The sequence below is a fragment of the Pseudomonas zanjanensis genome (genome assembly GCF_014268745.2).
GTDB lineage: Bacteria > Pseudomonadota > Gammaproteobacteria > Pseudomonadales > Pseudomonadaceae > Aquipseudomonas > Aquipseudomonas zanjanensis.
Genome location: NZ_JABWRB020000001.1, coordinates 410,970 through 428,974, shown reverse-complemented (window position 1 = coordinate 428,974; position 18,005 = coordinate 410,970). Strand labels below are relative to the sequence as shown.

The 18,005-nt window shown below is 61.1% G+C and carries 18 protein-coding genes; 6 read left to right on the top strand and 12 right to left on the bottom strand.

All coding sequences use genetic code 11. From position 1 onward, the window contains the following. Positions 1–28 precede the first annotated feature (28 nt). Entirely contained in the window at positions 29–439 is a 411-nt protein-coding gene (locus tag HU715_RS02035) for a type II toxin-antitoxin system HicB family antitoxin (RefSeq protein ID WP_053119286.1), read from the top strand. Positions 440–575: 136 nt separating this feature from the next. On the opposite strand, the gene HU715_RS02030 is transcribed toward HU715_RS02035, so the two are convergent. Continuing rightward, entirely contained in the window at positions 576–722 is a 147-nt protein-coding gene (locus HU715_RS02030; RefSeq protein WP_186704520.1) for a hypothetical protein, read from the bottom strand. Positions 723–897: 175 nt separating this feature from the next. Between HU715_RS02030 and HU715_RS02025 the strand changes: the two genes are divergently transcribed. Continuing rightward, a complete protein-coding gene (locus HU715_RS02025) occupies positions 898–1,302 on the top strand; it encodes a low affinity iron permease family protein (protein WP_186704519.1) in 405 nt (134 codons plus the stop codon). Between the two features lie 45 nt (positions 1,303–1,347). Here the strand turns inward: HU715_RS02025 and HU715_RS02020 are convergent, their stop codons facing one another. The 4 genes from HU715_RS02020 to fos form a co-directional block, all read right to left on the bottom strand. Beyond that, positions 1,348–2,256 (bottom strand): SDR family oxidoreductase, encoded by a 909-nt coding sequence (locus HU715_RS02020; protein WP_186704518.1) that lies wholly within the window; start codon positions 2,254–2,256, stop codon positions 1,348–1,350. Between the two features lie 79 nt (positions 2,257–2,335). Further along, entirely contained in the window at positions 2,336–2,839 is a 504-nt protein-coding gene (locus HU715_RS02015) for a DUF4142 domain-containing protein (protein ID WP_186704517.1), read from the bottom strand. Positions 2,840–3,183: 344 nt separating this feature from the next. Then, positions 3,184–4,533 (bottom strand): sensor domain-containing protein, encoded by a 1,350-nt coding sequence (locus HU715_RS02010; RefSeq protein WP_186704743.1) that lies wholly within the window; start codon positions 4,531–4,533, stop codon positions 3,184–3,186. Between the two features lie 155 nt (positions 4,534–4,688). Continuing rightward, entirely contained in the window at positions 4,689–5,105 is a 417-nt protein-coding gene (gene fos, locus HU715_RS02005; RefSeq protein WP_186704516.1) for a fosfomycin resistance glutathione transferase, read from the bottom strand. 257 nt (positions 5,106–5,362) lie between these two features. Here fos and HU715_RS02000 point away from each other — a divergent pair, with 257 nt between their 5' ends. Together HU715_RS02000 and HU715_RS01995 are read left to right on the top strand one after the other, a co-directional pair. Continuing rightward, positions 5,363–6,598 carry an aminotransferase class I/II-fold pyridoxal phosphate-dependent enzyme gene (locus tag HU715_RS02000; protein ID WP_186704515.1) on the top strand — a complete coding sequence of 412 codons (1,236 nt, stop codon included), beginning with the start codon at positions 5,363–5,365 and terminating at the stop codon, positions 6,596–6,598. A 13-nt stretch (positions 6,599–6,611) separates the two neighbouring features. Further along, on the top strand, positions 6,612–7,775 hold the full coding sequence (locus HU715_RS01995; RefSeq protein ID WP_186704514.1) for an MFS transporter: 1,164 nt from the start codon (positions 6,612–6,614) through the stop codon (positions 7,773–7,775). A gap of 153 nt (positions 7,776–7,928) precedes the next feature. Here HU715_RS01995 and yiaY read toward each other — a convergent pair whose 3' ends face one another. Then, positions 7,929–9,077, bottom strand: coding sequence for an L-threonine dehydrogenase (gene yiaY / locus HU715_RS01990; RefSeq protein WP_186704513.1), 1,149 nt, complete (start codon positions 9,075–9,077; stop codon positions 7,929–7,931). Between the two features lie 141 nt (positions 9,078–9,218). Between yiaY and HU715_RS01985 the strand changes: the two genes are divergently transcribed. Then, a complete protein-coding gene (locus HU715_RS01985) occupies positions 9,219–10,238 on the top strand; it encodes a DUF4917 family protein (RefSeq protein WP_186704512.1) in 1,020 nt (339 codons plus the stop codon). Positions 10,239–10,451: 213 nt separating this feature from the next. Here HU715_RS01985 and HU715_RS01980 read toward each other — a convergent pair whose 3' ends face one another. The 6 genes from HU715_RS01980 to HU715_RS01955 all read right to left on the bottom strand — a co-directional run bounded on the left by HU715_RS01980 (position 10,452) and on the right by HU715_RS01955 (position 15,362). Beyond that, complete coding sequence (locus HU715_RS01980) at positions 10,452–10,796, bottom strand: YegP family protein (RefSeq protein ID WP_186704511.1); 345 nt, start codon at positions 10,794–10,796, stop codon at positions 10,452–10,454. A 71-nt stretch (positions 10,797–10,867) separates the two neighbouring features. Further along, complete coding sequence (locus HU715_RS01975) at positions 10,868–11,449, bottom strand: DJ-1/PfpI family protein (protein ID WP_186704510.1); 582 nt, start codon at positions 11,447–11,449, stop codon at positions 10,868–10,870. A gap of 218 nt (positions 11,450–11,667) precedes the next feature. After that, entirely contained in the window at positions 11,668–12,885 is a 1,218-nt protein-coding gene (locus tag HU715_RS01970) for a class I SAM-dependent methyltransferase (RefSeq protein WP_186704509.1), read from the bottom strand. Between the two features lie 335 nt (positions 12,886–13,220). Further along, on the bottom strand, positions 13,221–13,838 hold the full coding sequence (locus tag HU715_RS01965) for a TPM domain-containing protein (RefSeq protein ID WP_186704508.1): 618 nt from the start codon (positions 13,836–13,838) through the stop codon (positions 13,221–13,223). A 28-nt stretch (positions 13,839–13,866) separates the two neighbouring features. After that, complete coding sequence (locus tag HU715_RS01960) at positions 13,867–14,616, bottom strand: TPM domain-containing protein (protein WP_186704507.1); 750 nt, start codon at positions 14,614–14,616, stop codon at positions 13,867–13,869. A gap of 137 nt (positions 14,617–14,753) precedes the next feature. Continuing rightward, entirely contained in the window at positions 14,754–15,362 is a 609-nt protein-coding gene (locus HU715_RS01955; RefSeq protein ID WP_186704506.1) for a LemA family protein, read from the bottom strand. Between the two features lie 250 nt (positions 15,363–15,612). Between HU715_RS01955 and bglX the strand changes: the two genes are divergently transcribed. Continuing rightward, the gene (gene bglX, locus HU715_RS01950; RefSeq protein ID WP_186704505.1) at positions 15,613–17,904 is read left to right on the top strand and encodes a beta-glucosidase BglX; all 2,292 of its coding nucleotides are present in this window, start codon (positions 15,613–15,615) and stop codon (positions 17,902–17,904) included. Positions 17,905–18,005 lie beyond the last annotated feature (101 nt).

Sequence of the window (18,005 nt, the reverse complement as noted above, 5' to 3'; positions counted from 1 at the left end):
TGCGCGACGTTCCCGGAGGACGATGAATATGCTTTATCCGATTGCGATTTCCATGGGCGATGACAAGCACGCCTGGGGTGTTGAAGTGCCGGATATTCCGGGGTGTTTTTCCGCAGGCGATGATCTGGACGAGGCTATGGCAATGGCACGGGAGGCCATCGAGGGGCACTTTGAAATTCTGGCTGAAGACGGCTCGCCGATTCCACCGGCCAACACCGTCACCTTGCACGCCGCCAATCCACAATATGCCGGTTGCACCTGGGCACTGGTGGACATCGATGTGACCAAATACCTGGGCAAGGCGCAGAAACTCAACATCACGCTGCCCGGCTACCTGCTCAATCGTATCGATGAATATGTGTTGCACCATCCTGAAGAAAAGAGCCGCTCCGGCTTCCTGGCGTCGGCAGCGCTGAAGGTGTTGCAGCAAGGCCGGTGAACAACCATTGACGACACACAAATCTGTGGGAGCGAGCTTGCTCGCGATGGCGTCGGGTCAGCAATATCCTGGGTGCCTGACACACAGCCATCGCGAGCAAGCTCGCTCCCACAGTTTTTACATAGCCATGCCAGGGCTATTTATTCTCTGACTTGGACTCCTGCATCTGCACCGAAGACTTGGTGCCGTCGGTATTGTCCTTGGTCTCGTTATCCGAGTTGTCGAAGCAGCCGTGCAGGGCGAACAAGCAGCAGGCGAGGCAAAAAGTGCGGGCGAAATTCATGATGGACTCCGATGCTGGGGCTTTAAGGAGTGACCTGCGAGCGTGGCAATGGTTGCGACTGTCTTCGTGCCGGACGATGAACGTCGACGGATGTTTGCGATTGAAATGTAAGTAGAATTTTCGCCGACTCGTTGCTGTCACACCAGACAGGTGCATCCCATAAGGAAACACGGCAATGACGTTCGCAAAAATCGCGCAAAAACTATCCCTTTGGGCGGGGAGCCCCAAAACCTTTCTAGGCGCCATCGTGTTGTTGTCGATCTGGGCCGCCAGCGGACCTTTCTTCGGCTTCAACGACACCTGGCAACTCATCATCAACACCTCGACCACCATCATCACGTTCCTGATGGTGTTCCTGATCCAGAACACCCAGAACCGCGATACGGACATCCTGCATTTGAAAGTGGATGAATTGCTGCGGGCGTCCAAGGACGCACAGAACGCAATGCTCGGCCTCGAGTCGCTGGACCTCAAGCAACTTGAAGCGCTGCGCAAGCGCTATCAAGACATGGGCAAGGACGAAGCCAAGGGCCTTGATGGCGTGGAACAAAAGAACAAGATCGACCTGAACCAGTGCTGATGCCTATGCGCGAGTGGCGTCAACCACTCGCGCATTTGTCAGGCATCAAGGCAACGGGTTACCGCCCGTCACGCCAAATACTTCCCCGGTGATGTAGCTCGACTCCTGCGATCCCAGCAGGACATAGAGCGGCGCGCACTCGGCCGGTTGGCCCGGGCGCTTCATGGGTACCTGGGAGCCAAAGGTGGGAATCTTTTCCCGAGGTTGACCGCCGCTCGGTTGCAGCACGGTCCAGATCGGCCCCGGTGCCACGGCATTGACCCGGATGCCCTTGCCGATGACCTGCCCAGCCAGCGCCTTGGTAAACGCTACGATGGCCGCTTTGGTGGTGGCGTAATCTAGCAAGGTCGCGGACGGGTCGTAGGATTGGATCGAGGCGGTATTGATAATGGTCGCCCCTGCCGGCATCAGCGGCACCGCTGCCTTGCAGATCCAGAACATCGCATAGATGTTGGTCTTCATGGTGTCGTCAAACTGCGCGGTGGTGATGTCGGCAATGTCTTTTTGCGCTTCCTGCTTACCGGCAACGTTTACCAGGATATCCAGCCCGTCGAGCTGTTGTTGCGCCATCTTGACCATTTGCACACAGAACGCTTCGTCCTTGAGGTCGCCAGGAATCGCAATCGCCTTGCGGCCCTCGGCTTCGATCAACTCGATAACTTGCCGGGCGTCGCGCTCTTCGCTGGGTAGGTAGTTGATCGCCACATCGGCACCTTCTCGGGCGTAGGCGATCGCCGCGGCGCGACCAATCCCCGAGTCGCCACCAGTGACCAGCGCCTTGCGCCCCTCCAGGCGGCCGAAACCTTGGTAACTTTTTTCGCCATGATCGGGTTGCGGCAGCATGTCCTGATCGATGCCAGGCGGCGATTGCGGTTGGTCGGGAAATTCCGGGCGCGGATATTGGGTCAGTGGGTTCTGCATCGCGTATTGGTTGGGTTCTCGGCGTGTGGACATCGAGGTTCTCCTTTTCGGCGGGCAAAATCTGCCGGGACGCTGACGCCCCGGTCCTGAATGTAAAACCAGATGCGGCAGGTCAACGGCTGGCCTGCAGCGCCCTGGCCATTTCGAGATGGGTCTGCAACTTGGGCAGGGTTTCGTCGGCGAAAGCCTTTATTTCCGGCACTTCGGTGGTCTGGGCTTCCTGCTGGATCTGCGCGATGGCCTCCTCGGTGGCCTTGACCTGGCTGGCGGCATACGCGGCTTCGAACGACTCGCCATCCTTGACCTGCGGCATCAAGGCCTTGGCCTTGTCGGCCACTTCCTCCCGGGGGGCGACGGGCAAGTCGAGTTTCTTGGCAATCTTCGCCAGATGTTGATTGGCGGTGGTGCGATCGTTGATCACCATGATGGTGTAGTCCTTGACCTCCCTGGATTCGGCTTTTCCGTGGGCCATGCGACTGGTCTCGATGTCGGCCATGCCTTTGGCGGAAGCATCGTTGATGAATTCGACAGGCGATTGGGCCCAGGCACTGTTGGCACCCAGGCCCATCAGCACGACGAGACTGGTGGTGCGAAATAAACTGGCCATACGGCTCATGATCGCGCCCTCCTCTGATAAAAGTTCTGGTGGGTTATCCACCTTGAATCAGAACCAACCCTGAATATTCAGCGAGACGTCCGACCCGGCTTTCGGCCAATTTCGGCTTTCGGCGGGTTTCGATCGACGGCCGTGATGGTGGTTCTCCCACTTTTGCGACCTGCTTCGGACACCTTCGTTCGATCATGGGCACTGTTTGTCGGATAAATACTGCTTGAACCAGGCATGGTTCAGCCCTCCGTATTCGTGAATGCCGGGCGCGCGGGCCCTGCCCTATATTCGAATGGGATGCGGGCTGAAGGTTTGAGAAAGCTGCGGGCGCCACGACGAACGGTGACGCGTTTTCAGATGCCGAACGCCCGGTGATTGTGGCGTTTGGCGGCATACATCGCCTCGTCGGCGTGGCGGAACAGTGCGATGTCTTCAGTGCCATGGTCGGGAAAGCAGGCCACGCCGATGCTCGGTTCGATGCTCAAGCAATGCCCGTCCAGACGCAGCGGCTGGGCCAGTGCATGATGGATTTTGTCCCGCACGCGATGGGCATCCTCCAAGGCCTGGATGCTGTGCAGCAGGACCACGAATTCATCTCCACCAATACGCGCCACGGTGTCGGTGTCGCGGATACAGCCCTTCAGGCGACTGGCCACCGCTTGCAGCAGCATGTCACCCACGCCGTGGCCATAGGTGTCGTTGACCTGCTTGAAACGATCCAGGTCGATATACAACAAGGCCATGCGCCCGGACGCAGCACGAGCGGCCGCCACTGCGCACTTGAACCGTTCACGGAGCAATTCGCGGTTGGGCACCTGGGTCAACTGATCGTACTGAGCCATGTGCTGCAACCGTGCGTGCAACTGCTTGCGCTCGATGGCGACGGTGATTTGTGCGCAAACGTATTGCAGCAGCTCCTTGTCCTGTTCGGTGTAGCGTTCGTTGTCCGGCGCACTCTTGACGATCAGCGCGCCAATCGTGCCGCTCTGGGCGTTCAGCGGCACGCCCAGCCAGCATGGCGCGTCCGGTTGCGCCACCAAATCGTCGAACCCCGCTGGCAACGCGCTGCCACCAGGCGTCAGGAGGATCGGCTGGCCACTGCGAATCACCTCGGCGCACAAACGCCCGGTGACCGTGCCCGGCAATTCGGGTTGCCCTTCCCGGTCATCGACGTGATACGGGAAATTCAACTGTGAGCATTGTTCGTCATACAGCGCCACCGAGAAATTCAGCGCCGGCAGCCACTCGCCAATAATCAGGTGGATGCGCTTGAACAGCGCCAGCAAGTCAGCTGCGGCATGGGCCGCTTCGGAAATCGCATACAACGCCGCTTGCCGGGACTCGGCCTGCTTGCGTTCAGTGATGTCCCGGGCCACGGCAATGCGCAGTTGGTCCACCGGCGACCAGCGCGCCGACCACAGGATGTGCACCACCCGTCCGTCCTTGCGCAGGTAGCGGTTCTCGAAATTGAGCTTGGGCTCGCCCCCCATGATTTCCCGCGCCGCCTCGAGGGTCCGCTGGCGGTCGGCGGGGTGTACCAGATCGATCATCGGCTGGCCGATCAGCTCCTGCGGGGTGTAGCCGAAAATACGCTCGCAGGCGGCACTGACAAACACGAAACGCCCTTGGCCGTCGACGGCACACACGGCGTCCAGCAGAAGATCGATGTAGCTGGCCAGCGGCGCGGAACTTGAAGTGTCCATGGGGCTGGAGGTCATCCGGGTAATGCAGCGGTGAACGAAGCGGGTGATGGTCAGTGCGTGACCGACGTACCCAATACCGGTGAGGATAGCGCAGGCAATCAACCGTAGTGGACGAAACGCCCAGTAGATCAGCCACGCGACTCGACACAGCCCCATCACAGCTCTGTAAAAAACACCATGCCGGCATACGGTGCCTGCCGACAAGCCTTTAGCCGCGACGCGAGGTCACCCACATGGACCTCCAGCTTGTGCCCGTCAGGGTCGAGAAAGTAGAACGAATCCCCCTCGCTGCGGTTGTCTCGCCAAGACGACACCTGGGCCGCGTTCAGCCGCGCCACCAGCAGCGGGAGATGGCCGGCGCTGATGCTGAACGCGTAATGGGTGTAGTCCGCCGCCGGCTCGGGCCCGCGTAACGGGTCGAGAGACAGGCACAACCACAACCCCGGCAGCGACAAATACGCCCCGCTGTTCCATTTGGCCTCAAGACACAGCTGCAAGAGCTCGCCATAAAAAGCCACACTGCGATCCAGATCGGTGACCGCAAGGGTCAGATGATTGAGACCTGAGAGCATCAGCAAGCTACCTTCCGAAAAGAGTGATAACCCAGCGGGCTTGGGGCAAATCCACGGTGCTCCGAAGCTCCGACACTATTGATGGATTCCCCGTCCAAGGTCCTAGGCAAAGTCCTACGCAGAAATCTCCAGTGACACTCAAGCACGCCGGAAACAGCCGATTCAAAGCCCTGCACAACAATCTGTAAAGTCTGGAAACACGCCGCAATCGAAACACCTCACGGACAGCACCACTCACCAAGGAATGTAAACGCACCATGAACCAGACGGCTCAATCACCTCATTACTTCACCAACTACCGCAAACTCATTTCCCTCGCAGACCAGGATTGGCAAAGCACCGAAGCCGGGAAAATCTCAGGGCTGAATGTCGAGGTCAATACACCCAACGTGCTGGTCGACCAATACGGCCGGGCTTTTCATCACTTCTGCACGACATCCTACCTGGGCCTGGACTATCACCCTGCGTTGCTGGACGGTGCCATGACCGCCCTGTGGGAGGCCGGGACCCTGCGGGTCGCCAATTCAAGGAATCGCTGCAAGCTGGCGATCTTGGACCAGTACGAAACCCAGTTGTCGGAGCTGTTTGGCGCCAGTTGTCTCAGCGCCCTGTCTTGCAGTGCGGCGAGCGCCGGGATCCTGCCGCTACTGGCCAGCGGTGCATTCACGCAAAATCGTGCGCCCGTCATGGTGTTCGACAAACAGGCCCATTATTCGATGAACCACAGCAAGGCCGCCTGCGCCGACGAAACCCAGGTCATCACCTGCCCGCACAACGACATGGATTTCATCGAGGACGTGTGCAAACGCCAGCGCGAGGTGGCGTATGTAGCCGACGGCGCCTACAGCATGGGCGGGATGGCGGACCTGGACAGCCTGATGTACCTCAAGCAGCGCTATGGCTTGTTTCTTTACCTGGACGATTCCCACGCCCTGTCTGCGGTCGGGGAATCCGGCGCCGGCCTGGTCCGCTCGCGTATCCCGGCGGTGGACGAGCGCACCCTGGTCGTCGCCTCGCTGGCCAAGTCATTCGGCGCCAGTGGCGGGCTGGTCATGTTTGGCAGTGAACGGCACAAGGCGCTGGTGCAGCGTTACGGTGGACCGAGCAATTGGTCCCAGAGCCTGAACGCAGCGGCCATCGGTGCCGGCATGGCTTCGATCCGCCTGCACCGCAGTCTGGAATTCAGCGCCTTGCAGGCGCGTTTGCAGGCTAATATCCGCCTCTTCGACAGCCTCGTGCGGACCGGACAGCGCGGCACTCCCATGGCGATCCGTATGGTGCCTTGCGGTGAAGCATCCCTGGCCAACAGCCTGGCGGTCGAATTGGCCGAACTGGGGTATTTCACCTCAGCGGTGTTTTTTCCCGTGGTGCCGCAAGGCAAGGCCGCCATTCGCATTACCCTGCGCGCCGACATGGAGCCTGACGTGATTCGCTCCTTTTGCGAAAAGATCACCGAACTGCTGCTGACCCACGGGCGTGACCTCCGCCCCTGAGACAGGACGCTTGATGAAGAACCGTACAACCCTGATCGTCACTTGCACCACCGTCTTCCTGGCACAACTGGGCATGAGCATCTATTTGCCGGCCCTGCCGGATATCGCCCGGGATATCGGTGCCGATGCATCCCGGGTGTCCTGGGGCCTGTCGGTGTACCTGATCGGCATGGCGCTGCCCATGTTGTTGTGGGGCAGCCTGAGCCAGCGCCTGGGGCGCAAGCCGGTCTTGCTGGCGGCTTTGGGGTTGTACGGCCTGGGCAACCTGGCCTTGCCGCTGGGCACGACAATCGAGGCGTTCCTGATGCTCCGGTTGATCCAGGGCATCGGCGCCAGCGGTATCTCGGTGATGGCGCGGGTCCTGATTCGTGACAGCTTCAGCGGTGACCTGCTGGCCAAGGCCCTGTCCTGGATATCGATCGCCTTTGTGATTGCCCTCGGTATTGGCCAGTACCTGGGCTCGCTGATCCAAGCGGCTTTCGGCTGGGAGGCGATTTTCCAGGGATTGGGCGCCGTCAGCCTGGCCATGGCAGCGGCGGTGTCCAGGGCCCGTTTCCCGGTGCTGATACAGGCCAGCAACGGGCAATCGGCGTGGGGCATCTACGGGCAGATATTCCGGCAACGGGCGTTCCTGCTGCCGGCCTTGGCCGGTGGGCTGGGTTACGGCGTGATCGTCGCGTTCAATACCACCGCGCCGCTGATCCTGCAGGAGAGCTTCCACTGGTCGGCCATTGAATATGGCTTGCTGGGCTGGCCGATCAGTGCCGCGTACCTGCTCGGGGCACTGGCGGTGAACGCCTTTGTGCTGCGCACCGGTCAACGGCGAATGATGGGCTGGGGCATCGCGCTGGTGCTCGGCGGCAGCATGACCATGCTGGCAGGCAGCCTCACCCTGAGCGGCATCGCGTTGCTCTTCTGGCTGCCGTACTGCTTCGCGGTGTTCGGCCAGTCGTTGATCTACCCCATCAGCCTGTCCCTGGCCAATGAAGGCTCACCGGTGGCCGGCGCTTATGCCATGGCATTGAGCGGGTTCCTGCATCAATTGATGGCGTCGGTGATCGGCGCCATGGCCAGCCTGCTGTTGAGCCAGCAAGCCTGGCCGCTGGCGGCGTTGTGCGCACTGCTGGGGGCGGCGGCGATGCTCTGTGTGAGGTTCGTGCCACCCCGGGTCGCTTAGGCTTTGTACGAAAAGTGCCTGCGCGACGATCATGCTGCGTTGAAAACAGGCTCGGAATGCTCATTGACAACCGTCAAGTCGAGCGCGACCCCGGCCGTTCCTCGCCTGTTTTCGCCTTGCCTGATCGCCGCTCGGCGACTTTTCATACAAAGCCTAGAACGCGCTGCGGAAAATCTCCTCGATCTGCCGCTGGTCCGCCGCCCGTGGGTTGGTCAGGCCACACGCGTCTTTCAAGGCGTTGGCGGCCAGCACCGGAACGTCGTTGAGGCGCACGCCCAAATCACGCAAGCCGGCCGGAATGTCCACGTCCTGGGCCAGGCTGCGGATCGCCGCAATGGCGTTCCGGGCCCCCTCTTCCGGGCTGAAACCCCGTGTATCGGCGCCCATGGCATGGGCCACATCGGTCAGGCGAGCGGCGCACACCGAGGCGTTGAAACTCTGTACATGGGGCAACAGCACGGCATTGCACACGCCGTGAGGCAAGTCGTAAAAACCACCCAGTTGATGCGCCATCGCGTGCACGAAACCCAACGACGCATTGTTGAACGCCATCCCCGCGAGAAATTGCGCATAGGCCATGTTTTCCCGCGCCGCCAGATCGGTGCCGTCGCGCACGGCCAGGCGCAGGTTGTTGCTGATCAGGGTAATGGCCTTCAGGGCGCAGGCATCGGTTATCGGCGTGGCGGCGGTGGAGACATAAGCCTCGATCGCATGGGTCAGCGCATCCATGCCAGTGGCGGCCGTCAGGCCCTTGGGCATCGCCACCATCAACGCTGGGTCATTCACCGACATCAGCGGGGTCACGTTGCGATCGACAATCGCCATTTTCACATGGCGGGTCTCGTCGGTGATGATGCAGAAACGGGTCATCTCGCTGGCGGTGCCCGCCGTGGTGTTGATGGCGATCAGCGGCAGTTGCGGCTTGCTCGAACGGTCCACCCCTTCATAGTCACGGATCTGTCCGCCGTTGGTGGCGCACAGGGCGATGCCCTTGGCGCAGTCGTGGGGTGAACCGCCGCCCAGGGACACGACGAAATCGCACTGGCTTTCCTTGAGCAAGCCCAGCCCGAGCTCGACATTGGCAATGCTCGGGTTAGGCTTGGCACCGTCGAAAATCACCGAGTCGACGTCCTGCAGCGCCAACAACTCGGCCACCTTGGTGGCGACGCCGGCCTTGGCCAGCCCTGCGTCGGTGACGATCAGCGCCTTGCGAAAGCCGTAGTTGCGAATGGCGGTCATGGCCTCGTCGAGGCAACCCAGACCCATGATGTTCACGGCGGGGATGAAAAAAGTGCTGCTCATGGCACACGCTCCTGGAAGAGGCCGAATCGGCAGGGGCGTACAGGATTGACCGAGTAGTCACGACGTATCTTGATCTGGCTCAAGACTGGGTCGTGATAAAGTCGCGGCCTGCCTTTGCCACGTTTTGAGATGATCCTTGCGATGACCGATTTCCAGGAATACGACACCCGGCTCGAAGACTGGGAGGCCTTGCGCGCCGACACTGCCTTCAGCGGCCTGCTGCTGGGCAATGGCGCCAGCCGTGCGGTGTGGGACGATTTCGGCTATGACTCGCTGTTCGAAAATGCCCGCACCGTTGAGGAAAAACCCTTGAGCCCGTCGGAACTGAGCGTGTTCGACGCGATGCAGACGCGCAGCTTCGAACAGGTGCTCGGCGCGCTGAAAACCACCAGCCGGGTCAACAAGGCCCTGGCCGTCAGTTCCGCCGCCCCGCGTAACCGCTACTACGCAATCAAGGAAGCGCTGATCAACACCGTGCATGCGGTGCATATCCCGTGGCGGTTGGTGCAGCCATCGACCCTGGCGACGATCAATCAGGAACTGAGCCGCTACCGCACGGTGTTCACCACCAATTACGACTTGCTCAATTACTGGGCGATCCAGCATGGGGCCGAGACCCTCAGCGATCTGTTCTGTGGCGATGACCACAGTTTCGACCTGAGCCAGGCGGGCGCGGACAAACCACGCCTACTGTATCTCCACGGCGGCCTGCACCTGGTGCGCAACCAGGACGGCACGGCGCGCAAACTCACGTCCACCGAAGGCACCTTGCTGGGCAGTTTCGCCATCAACAACACGATCAAGACCCTCGACGACGTGCCGCTGTTCGTCAATGAAGGTCCCAGCACCGACAAGCTCAAGACCATCCGCAGCAGCGATTACCTGTCGTTCTGCTACGACCAGTTGCTGCAGCATGGCGATAATCTGTGCCTGTTCGGCCATGCCCTCGGCGAGCAGGACCGGCACATTGTCCATGCCCTGCGCCTGGCCGCCCCGAAAACCGTGGCGGTTTCGATCTATCCGCGAAGCCAGGCGTTCATCCAGCATCAGAAGCGGCATTACGCCAAGGTGTTCGAGGGGCTGGACGTACAATTGCGCTTCTTCGATGCCAAGAGCCATCCGTTGGGCGATCCGAAATTGTCGGTGCCGGTGGAGGTTTAGCCTCGGACTACATGACCTGGAAACTCAATGCCAGGTCAGCGCATGACTGTGGCGAGGGAGCTTGCTCCCGCTCGGCTGCGCAGCAGTCGTCATTTTGTGAGCCTGCTGCCTGGTCTTGGAACCGATGGGGACCGCTTCGCGGTCCAGCGGGAGCAAGCTCCCTCGCCACAAAAGCCCACTCGTTACAGCAGGCTCGCTCCCATAGGGATGGGTTCAGAGCGCAGCCACGGTCTTGTCCTTGATGACTGTCGTCGGTCCATTGGCCTTGACGCTGGCGATGCCTTTGTCCCGGGCTGCATCCGATGAATACGCCTCACTGCTGCCAATCACTTCGTGGTTGCCGGCCTTGAGGTTGAAGTACGGATGGCCGTCCTTGGTGGTCTTGAGCTCATAGCGTTCGGCCAATGGGCTGTTTTTCTGCACCGAAGCGATGCCGCCGTCGGCGCCGCTGCGGGTGGTGTACAACTCGCTGGTCAGGATTGTCTCGGCGTTGGCCGCCTTGAGCACAAACCGAAACTGGCCACTGCTGCTTTTGCTGACTTCGTACCATCCGGACATGATTGTTCTCCAGGCAATGAGGGCATGCCCCGAGAGTAAAGACCCGCTGCGCTTGTCCCGCCAGTCCATTACTACAAAGTGATGGCCGTGCCCAGCAAGGTCAGGAATCCCGCCAGCCAGTTCGGGTGCGCAGGCCAGGCCGGTGCGGTCGCCAGGTTGCCCTGGACATGGCCTTGGGTCACGGGAATGTCCATATAGGTCCCGCCCGCCAGCCGTACTTCCGGGGCGCACGCCGGGTAGGCGCTGCATTCACGCCCTTCGAGGATGCCCGCCGCCGCCAGCAATTGCGCACCGTGGCACACCGCGGCAATCGGCTTGCCCGCCAGATCGAAATCACGCACCAGTTGCAGGACGGCTTCGTTCAGGCGCAGGTACTCCGGCGCACGCCCACCCGGTACCAGCAGCGCGTCGTAGTCTGCGGCCTGGACGTTGGCGAAGTCATGGTTGAGGGCGAACAAGTGCCCCGGTTTTTCACTGTAGGTCTGGTCGCCTTCGAAATCGTGGATCGCCGTGCGCACCGTTTGGCCCGCGGTTTTGTCCGGGCACACGGCGTGCACGGTGTGGCCGATCATCTGCAAGGCCTGGAACGGCACCATGACTTCATAATCTTCGACGTAATCGCCGACCAGCATCAGGATTTTCTTGGCGGCCATGGGAAGGGCTCCTTTGGGAATGCGTGAGGGGTTGACGCATTAAAGGTAGCCCGGTACGTCGGTAGGTGAGGGATAAGCGCTGATAACCTGACGGACTGCATATCGTGGGAGCGGGCTTGCTCGCGAAAGCGGTGTGTCAGTCAGCTATTCAGTCGGCTGGCACACCGCTTTCGCGAGCAAGCCCGCTCCCACAGGGGGTTGGTGCTAGCAGGGCGAGGTCAGGCGAGATAGCCATCCGCCCGCAGCAGCGTTTCGAGACAGTGCTCGGTGATGTGGTAGAAGGCCTTGAGTTCTTCGATTTTTGCCAGCAGCTCGGTGGGGTCCGCCGGTTCGGCGCGTTTGACGGCCAGGATCATCTTGTTTTTGTTGGTGTGGTCCAGGGAGATGAACTCGAACACCTTGGTCTCGTAGCCACACGCTTCGAGGAACAGCGCCCGCAAGCTGTCAGTGACCATTTCCGCCTGCTGGCCCAGGTGCAGGCCGTATTGCAGCATCGGCTTGAGCAACGCCGGGCTCTGGATCTGCAGGCGGATCTGCTTGTGGCAGCACGGCGAGCACATGATGATCGAGGCGCCCGAGCGAATGCCCATGTGGATCGCGTAGTCGGTGGCGATATCGCAGGCGTGCAAGGCGATCATCACATCCACCGCACTCGGCGCCACGCTGCGCACGTCACCGTGCTGGAAGCTCAGGCCCGGGTGCTCCAGGCGCGCGGCGGCTTCGTTGCACAGCTTGACCATGTCTTCGCGCAGCTCGACACCCGTCACCACGCCCTCGGCCTGCAAGGTGTTGCGCAGGTAATCATGGATGGCGAAGGTCAGGTAGCCCTTGCCCGAACCGAAATCCGAGACCCGCACCGGTTTGTCCAAGGCCAGGGGCGAAGAGGTCAGCGCATGGCTGAAGACCTCGATGAACTTATTGATTTGCTTCCACTTGCGCGACATCGCCGGAATCAGCTCGTGCTTGTGGTTGGTCACGCCCAGGTCAGCCAAAAATGGCCGGTTCAGGTCGAGAAAGCGATTTTTCTCACGGTTGTGCTCGGCAGACGGCACTTCCCGCAGTTGCTGGGGCTTGCTCTTGAATAGTGAGCTCTTGCCCTTCTTGCTGTACTCCAGCTGCGCCTCGTCGGTGACCGCCAGCAAATGCGCGTTCTTGAACGACGCCGGCAACAGCGCGGCGATGGTGTCCACGCCTTCGGCCAGTGGGAAATTCTTGGTGATGTCGCGGGTCTTGTAGCGGTAGACAAAAGACAGGCATGGCTGGTCCTTGACCGTCAGCTGCTTGATGATCAGCCGCTGGAGGTCCGCTTCGTCCCCCACGTACTTGGCCAGTACCAGTTTGATGAAAGCGTTTTGTTCAAGGCTGGTGCGCAGCAGCTCGATGAATTGGGCGTGGTGATCCGGCGCGGGACGGGCTGGAGTTGCGGTGGCGGACATGAACAAGCGGCCTCGGGGCGGGCGGATCGGGAATGGCGGGTATTTTAGGGGGGATGGGCAGCGAGGGCACGGGGAATTTCCCCAGTGGTAGAAAATCCAGGCCCTTTTTACGAAGGCCCCGGCTTTTGCGGCTCACTGAGCTTTTTGTGGCTCACTGGGGCTTTTTTGTGGCGAGGGAGCTTTTGTGGCGAGGGAGCTTGCTCCCGTTGGACCGCGAAGCGGTCCCCATCGGCTCCAAGGTCGGGCAACGAGCTCGCAAATCGACGACTGCTTCGCAGCCGAGCGGGAGCAAGCTCCCTCGCCACAAAAGCGGCTCTGGCCATGGTGATCGACAATCAGCTTAAAACCACCAACCGATTCGGCAGTTCATTGCGCTCTTGGGTCAGCGGCACGTGTTCCTTGAGCAATTCTCCGCAGGCTTCGATGCACGTCACGAAACCCTGCAAGGTCTGCCCCTGGCGAACCTGCTGGGTAAACGCTGCGACAATGGCGTCCCAGCAGGTGTTGTCCAGGTGCTTGGAGATGCCTTCATCGACGAGGATTTCCACATACCGCTCGGCCTCGCAGACGAAGATCAGCACACCCGTGCTGCCCACGGTGTGGTGCAGGTTCTGTTCGAGGAATTGCCGGCGCGCCAGGTTGGAGGCCCGCCAGTGGCGCACGGAACGGGGAATCAGGTGCGTGGTGATCTTGGGGATGCGGAACACCAGGCACAACACGATGAAACTGACCCACTGCACCAGTAGCAGGCTGTGCACGGCCAGCCACCCGCTGAGGTAATGGACCACGCCGGGCACCACGAGGGCCAGCAAGCTGGCCCACAGCAGCGGGATATAGGCGTAGTCGTCGGCGCGGGCGGCCAGCACCGTGACCAGTTCGGCGTCGGTATGCCGCTCGACCCGGGCGATGGCCTCGGCAACCTTGCGTTGTTCGTGTTCAGTCAGTAATGCCATGGTTAAAAGTGCCTGCTCATTATTATTATCACCAGCCGCCCGACGAACCGCCGCCCCCAAAACTGCCACCACCGCCGCTGAAGCCGCCCCCACCGCCTCCGCCGCCAAAGCCTCCGCCACCGTAACCGCCCGAGCCGCTGGAGCCACCGCGTCCGGCCGGCAGGATACCGAGCGTCTGGCAGACCAGTACCGTCAAGATAAACAGTATCACCAGGAAGATGAACAGCCCCGGGTGACGCTCGACAAAATCGCCCTGCTGCCCATCTGCATTGTAAGCAGTCGCGGGCTCGTCCAGCGGGCTGCCGCCCAGCACCACCAGCATCGCCGCGACGCCATCGCTGATACCTTTATTGAAGTTGCCCGTCTTGAAGGCCGGCGTGATCACCTGATGGATGATCACCGAGCTCTGGGCGTCGGTCAGGCGATCCTCCAGGCCATAACCCACTTCGATGCGCAGTTTACGGTCATCCCGGGCGACGATCAGCAGCGCGCCGTTGTTTTTATCCTTCTGCCCGATACCCCAATGGCGCCCCAGTCGATAGCCGAAGTCCTCGATGCTGCTGCCCTGCAAGTCCGCCAGGGTCACGACGACCACCTGTTCGCCGGTCGCCTGTTCATGGGCCTTGAGCTGCGAGTCCAATTGCGTGCGCACCGAGGGTTCGAGCATCTGGGCGGCGTCCACCACCCGCCCGGTCAGTTCCGGAAACTTCAATTCGGCCTGGGCCGTGATGGCAAACGCCCAGAGCAACAGCACCAGGCCAAATTTCAACGCTCGCATTGCAACTCCTGTGTGGGAGCGAGCTGCTGTGGGAGCAAAGCTTGCTCGCGATGAAGGCACCTCGGTCTTTTTAATGACCCGCGTTATCGTTCATCGCGAGCAAGCGTTGCTCCCACAGGCTCGCTCCCACAGTTTCATCAGAACTTCACTTCAGGGGCTTTTTCAGCATTGGGGCTGGTGGCCTCGAAGGTTTCGCGGATCGGCAGGTCGCTGTACATCACGCTGTGCCACAGGCGCCCCGGGAACGTGCGGATCTCGGTGTTGTACTTCTGCACCGCCAGGATGAAGTCGCGGCGGGCCACGGCGATGCGGTTCTCGGTGCCTTCGAGCTGCGATTGCAACGCCAGGAAATTCTGGTTGGCCTTGAGGTCCGGATAACGCTCGACCACCACCATCAGCCGGCTCAATGCGCCGCTCAGCTGGTCCTGGGCCTGCTGGAACTGCTTGAGTTTTTCCGGGTTGTCCAAGGTGCTGGCGTCCACCTGGATCGACGTGGCCTTGGCCCGCGCCTCGATCACTGCGGTCAGGGTGTCCTGCTCGTGCTGGGCGTAGCCCTTGACGGTCTCCACCAGGTTGGGAATCAGGTCGGCGCGGCGCTGGTACTGGTTCTGCACCTGGCCCCAGGCGGCCTTGGCCTGTTCGTCCAGGGTCGGGATGTTGTTGATGCCGCAACCGGCCAACAACGTGGTGAGCAGCATCAGCGCCAGCATCGGCAGGCTGCGAAGGTGATTCAGTCGAGGATTCATCGGATATGGCGCTCCCTTGCATGACATAGGAAAACCCGGCCACCTATCCCGCCGACGTCTGGGGCATAATCTGCCGTCGCGCTGGATTGAAACGGGCCGATGGGCTAAAAGATGCGCAGTGCGAAACTAAGTTCAGCCCAATGGGTTCGAAAGTCTGCTGCATTTAACTGAACAACAATAGCCGCTCCTCACATTTTGGCTGACCGGCGTGTCTTGATCACCGCCCTTTAGGCTTGCGAGAAAATTATTCATGAAGAAGCTGTGTTTGCTGGGCCTGTTTGTCAGTCTGGCCAGTCACTCCGTATTAGCCGACAACCTGCCCGCCCCCATGGAGAACAAGGATGCGTTCATCAGTAACCTGATGAAGCAGATGACCCTCGAAGAGAAGATCGGCCAATTGCGCCTGATCAGCATCGGCCCGGAAATGCCCCGGGAGATGATTCGCAAGGAAATCGCCGCCGGCAATATCGGCGGCACGTTCAACTCCATCACTCGCGATGAGAACCGTCCGATGCAGGACGCGGCCATGCGCAGCCGGCTGAAGATCCCGATGTTCTTCGCCTACGATGTGATTCATGGCCACCGCACCATATTCCCTATCCCCCTGGCCCTGGCTTCAAGCTGGGACATGGACGCCATCTACCACTCCGGCCGAATCGCAGCCAAGGAGGCGGCGGCCGACAGCATCGACATCACCTTCGCGCCCATGGTCGATATTTCCCGCGACCCGCGCTGGGGCCGGACTTCAGAAGGCTTCGGCGAAGACACTTATCTTGTGTCGCGCATTGCCGGGGTGATGGTCAAGGCGTTCCAGGGCACCGGGGCCAACGCCGCCGACAGCATCATGGCCAGCGTCAAGCACTTCGCCCTGTATGGCGCCGTGGAAGGCGGTCGGGACTACAACACCGTGGACATGAGTCCGCTGAAAATGCACCAGGACTACCTGCCGCCCTACCGCGCCGCCATCGACGCCGGTGCCGGCGGGGTGATGGTCGCGCTGAACTCCATCAACGGCGTGCCGGCCACGGCCAACACTTGGCTGATGAACGACCTGTTGCGCAAGGAATGGGGCTTCAAGGGCCTGGCGGTCAGTGACCACGGCGCCATCTTCGAGTTGATCAAGCACGGCGTCGCCAAGGACGGTCGCGAAGCGGCGAAGCTGGCGATCAAGGCCGGCATCGACATGAGCATGAACGACTCGCTCTACGGCAAGGAGTTGCCAGGGCTGCTGAAAGCTGGCGAGATCGAGCAGAGCGACATCGATAATGCGGTGCGCGAAGTGCTCGCGGCCAAGTACGACATGGGCCTGTTCAAGGACCCGTACCTGCGCATCGGCAAGGCCGAGGATGACCCCGCCGACGTCTACGCCGACAGCCGCATGCACCGCGCCGATGCCCGGGATGTGGCGCGCCGCAGCCTGGTCCTGCTGGAAAACCGCAACCAGACCCTGCCCCTGAAGAAAACCGCGAAGATCGCCCTGGTCGGTCCCTTGGCCAAGGCCCCCATCGACATGATGGGCAGTTGGGCTGCCGCCGGGCGCCCGGCGCTGTCGGTCACCCTGTTCGACGGCATGACCCGCGCTCTGGGCGGTGAGTCGAAGCTGATCTACGCCCGTGGCGCCAACATCACCGGCGACAAGAAGGTCCTGGACTACCTGAACTTCCTCAATTTCGACGCCCCGGAAGTGGTGGATGACCCGCGCCCGGCCCAAGTGCTGATCGACGAAGCGGTGAAGGCCGCGAAGTCCGCCGACGTGGTGGTGGCCGCCGTGGGTGAGTCCCGGGGCATGTCCCATGAATCGTCGAGCCGTACCGAGCTGAACATCCCCGCCAGCCAACGCGAGCTGATCAAGGCCCTGAAGGCCACCGGCAAGCCCCTGGTGCTGGTGCTGATGAACGGCCGTCCGCTGTCGTTGCTGGAAGAAAAGCAGCAGGCCGATGCGATCCTGGAAACCTGGTTCAGCGGCACCGAAGGCGGCAACGCCATCGCGGACGTGCTGTTCGGTGACTACAACCCGTCTGGCAAGCTGCCGATCACCTTCCCACGCTCGGTAGGGCAGATTCCGACCTACTACAACCACCTGAGCATCGGCCGGCCGTTCACGCCGGGCAAGCCGGGCAACTACACCTCGCAGTATTTCGACGACACCACCGGCCCGCTCTACCCGTTCGGCTACGGCCTGAGCTACACCGAATTCAGCCTGTCGGACATGGCGCTGTCGTCGACCACGCTGAACAAGACCGGCAAGCTCGATGCCAGCGTGACGCTGGAAAACACCGGCAAGCGTGACGGCGAGACCGTGGTGCAGCTGTACATCCAGGACGTGACCGGCTCGATCATCCGCCCGGTGAAGGAGCTGAAGAACTTCCGCAAGGTGATGCTCAAGGCCGGCGAGAAGAAAGTCATCCATTTCACCATCACCGAAGACGACCTGAAGTTCTTCAACGCCCAACTCAAGTACGCCGCGGAGCCGGGCAAGTTCAACGTGCAGATCGGCCTGGACTCCCAGGATGTGAAACAGCAGAGTTTTGAGCTGCTCTGACCCAACAACATGCATGACCCTGTGGGAGCGGGCTTGCTCGCGAAGGCGGTGTATCAGTCAGCAATTGAGTCGGCTGACACACCGCCTTCGCGAGCAAGCCC

Excerpts from the sequence above, each read along its gene's own strand:
- HU715_RS02035 (WP_053119286.1), top strand. The coding sequence starts at position 29 with ATGCTTTATCCGATTGCGATTTCCATGGGCGATGACAAGCACGCCTGG.
- HU715_RS02030 (WP_186704520.1), bottom strand. The coding sequence starts at position 722 with ATGAATTTCGCCCGCACTTTTTGCCTCGCCTGCTGCTTGTTCGCCCTG.
- HU715_RS02025 (WP_186704519.1), top strand. The coding sequence starts at position 898 with ATGACGTTCGCAAAAATCGCGCAAAAACTATCCCTTTGGGCGGGGAGC.
- HU715_RS02020 (WP_186704518.1), bottom strand. The coding sequence starts at position 2,256 with ATGTCCACACGCCGAGAACCCAACCAATACGCGATGCAGAACCCACTG.
- HU715_RS02015 (WP_186704517.1), bottom strand. The coding sequence starts at position 2,839 with ATGAGCCGTATGGCCAGTTTATTTCGCACCACCAGTCTCGTCGTGCTG.
- HU715_RS02010 (WP_186704743.1), bottom strand. The coding sequence starts at position 4,533 with ATGGACACTTCAAGTTCCGCGCCGCTGGCCAGCTACATCGATCTTCTG.
- fos (WP_186704516.1), bottom strand. The coding sequence starts at position 5,105 with ATGCTCTCAGGTCTCAATCATCTGACCCTTGCGGTCACCGATCTGGAT.
- HU715_RS02000 (WP_186704515.1), top strand. The coding sequence starts at position 5,363 with ATGAACCAGACGGCTCAATCACCTCATTACTTCACCAACTACCGCAAA.
- HU715_RS01995 (WP_186704514.1), top strand. The coding sequence starts at position 6,612 with ATGAAGAACCGTACAACCCTGATCGTCACTTGCACCACCGTCTTCCTG.
- yiaY (WP_186704513.1), bottom strand. The coding sequence starts at position 9,077 with ATGAGCAGCACTTTTTTCATCCCCGCCGTGAACATCATGGGTCTGGGT.
- HU715_RS01985 (WP_186704512.1), top strand. The coding sequence starts at position 9,219 with ATGACCGATTTCCAGGAATACGACACCCGGCTCGAAGACTGGGAGGCC.
- HU715_RS01980 (WP_186704511.1), bottom strand. The coding sequence starts at position 10,796 with ATGTCCGGATGGTACGAAGTCAGCAAAAGCAGCAGTGGCCAGTTTCGG.
- HU715_RS01975 (WP_186704510.1), bottom strand. The coding sequence starts at position 11,449 with ATGGCCGCCAAGAAAATCCTGATGCTGGTCGGCGATTACGTCGAAGAT.
- HU715_RS01970 (WP_186704509.1), bottom strand. The coding sequence starts at position 12,885 with ATGTCCGCCACCGCAACTCCAGCCCGTCCCGCGCCGGATCACCACGCC.
- HU715_RS01965 (WP_186704508.1), bottom strand. The coding sequence starts at position 13,838 with ATGGCATTACTGACTGAACACGAACAACGCAAGGTTGCCGAGGCCATC.
- HU715_RS01960 (WP_186704507.1), bottom strand. The coding sequence starts at position 14,616 with ATGCGAGCGTTGAAATTTGGCCTGGTGCTGTTGCTCTGGGCGTTTGCC.
- HU715_RS01955 (WP_186704506.1), bottom strand. The coding sequence starts at position 15,362 with ATGAATCCTCGACTGAATCACCTTCGCAGCCTGCCGATGCTGGCGCTG.
- bglX (WP_186704505.1), top strand. The coding sequence starts at position 15,613 with ATGAAGAAGCTGTGTTTGCTGGGCCTGTTTGTCAGTCTGGCCAGTCAC.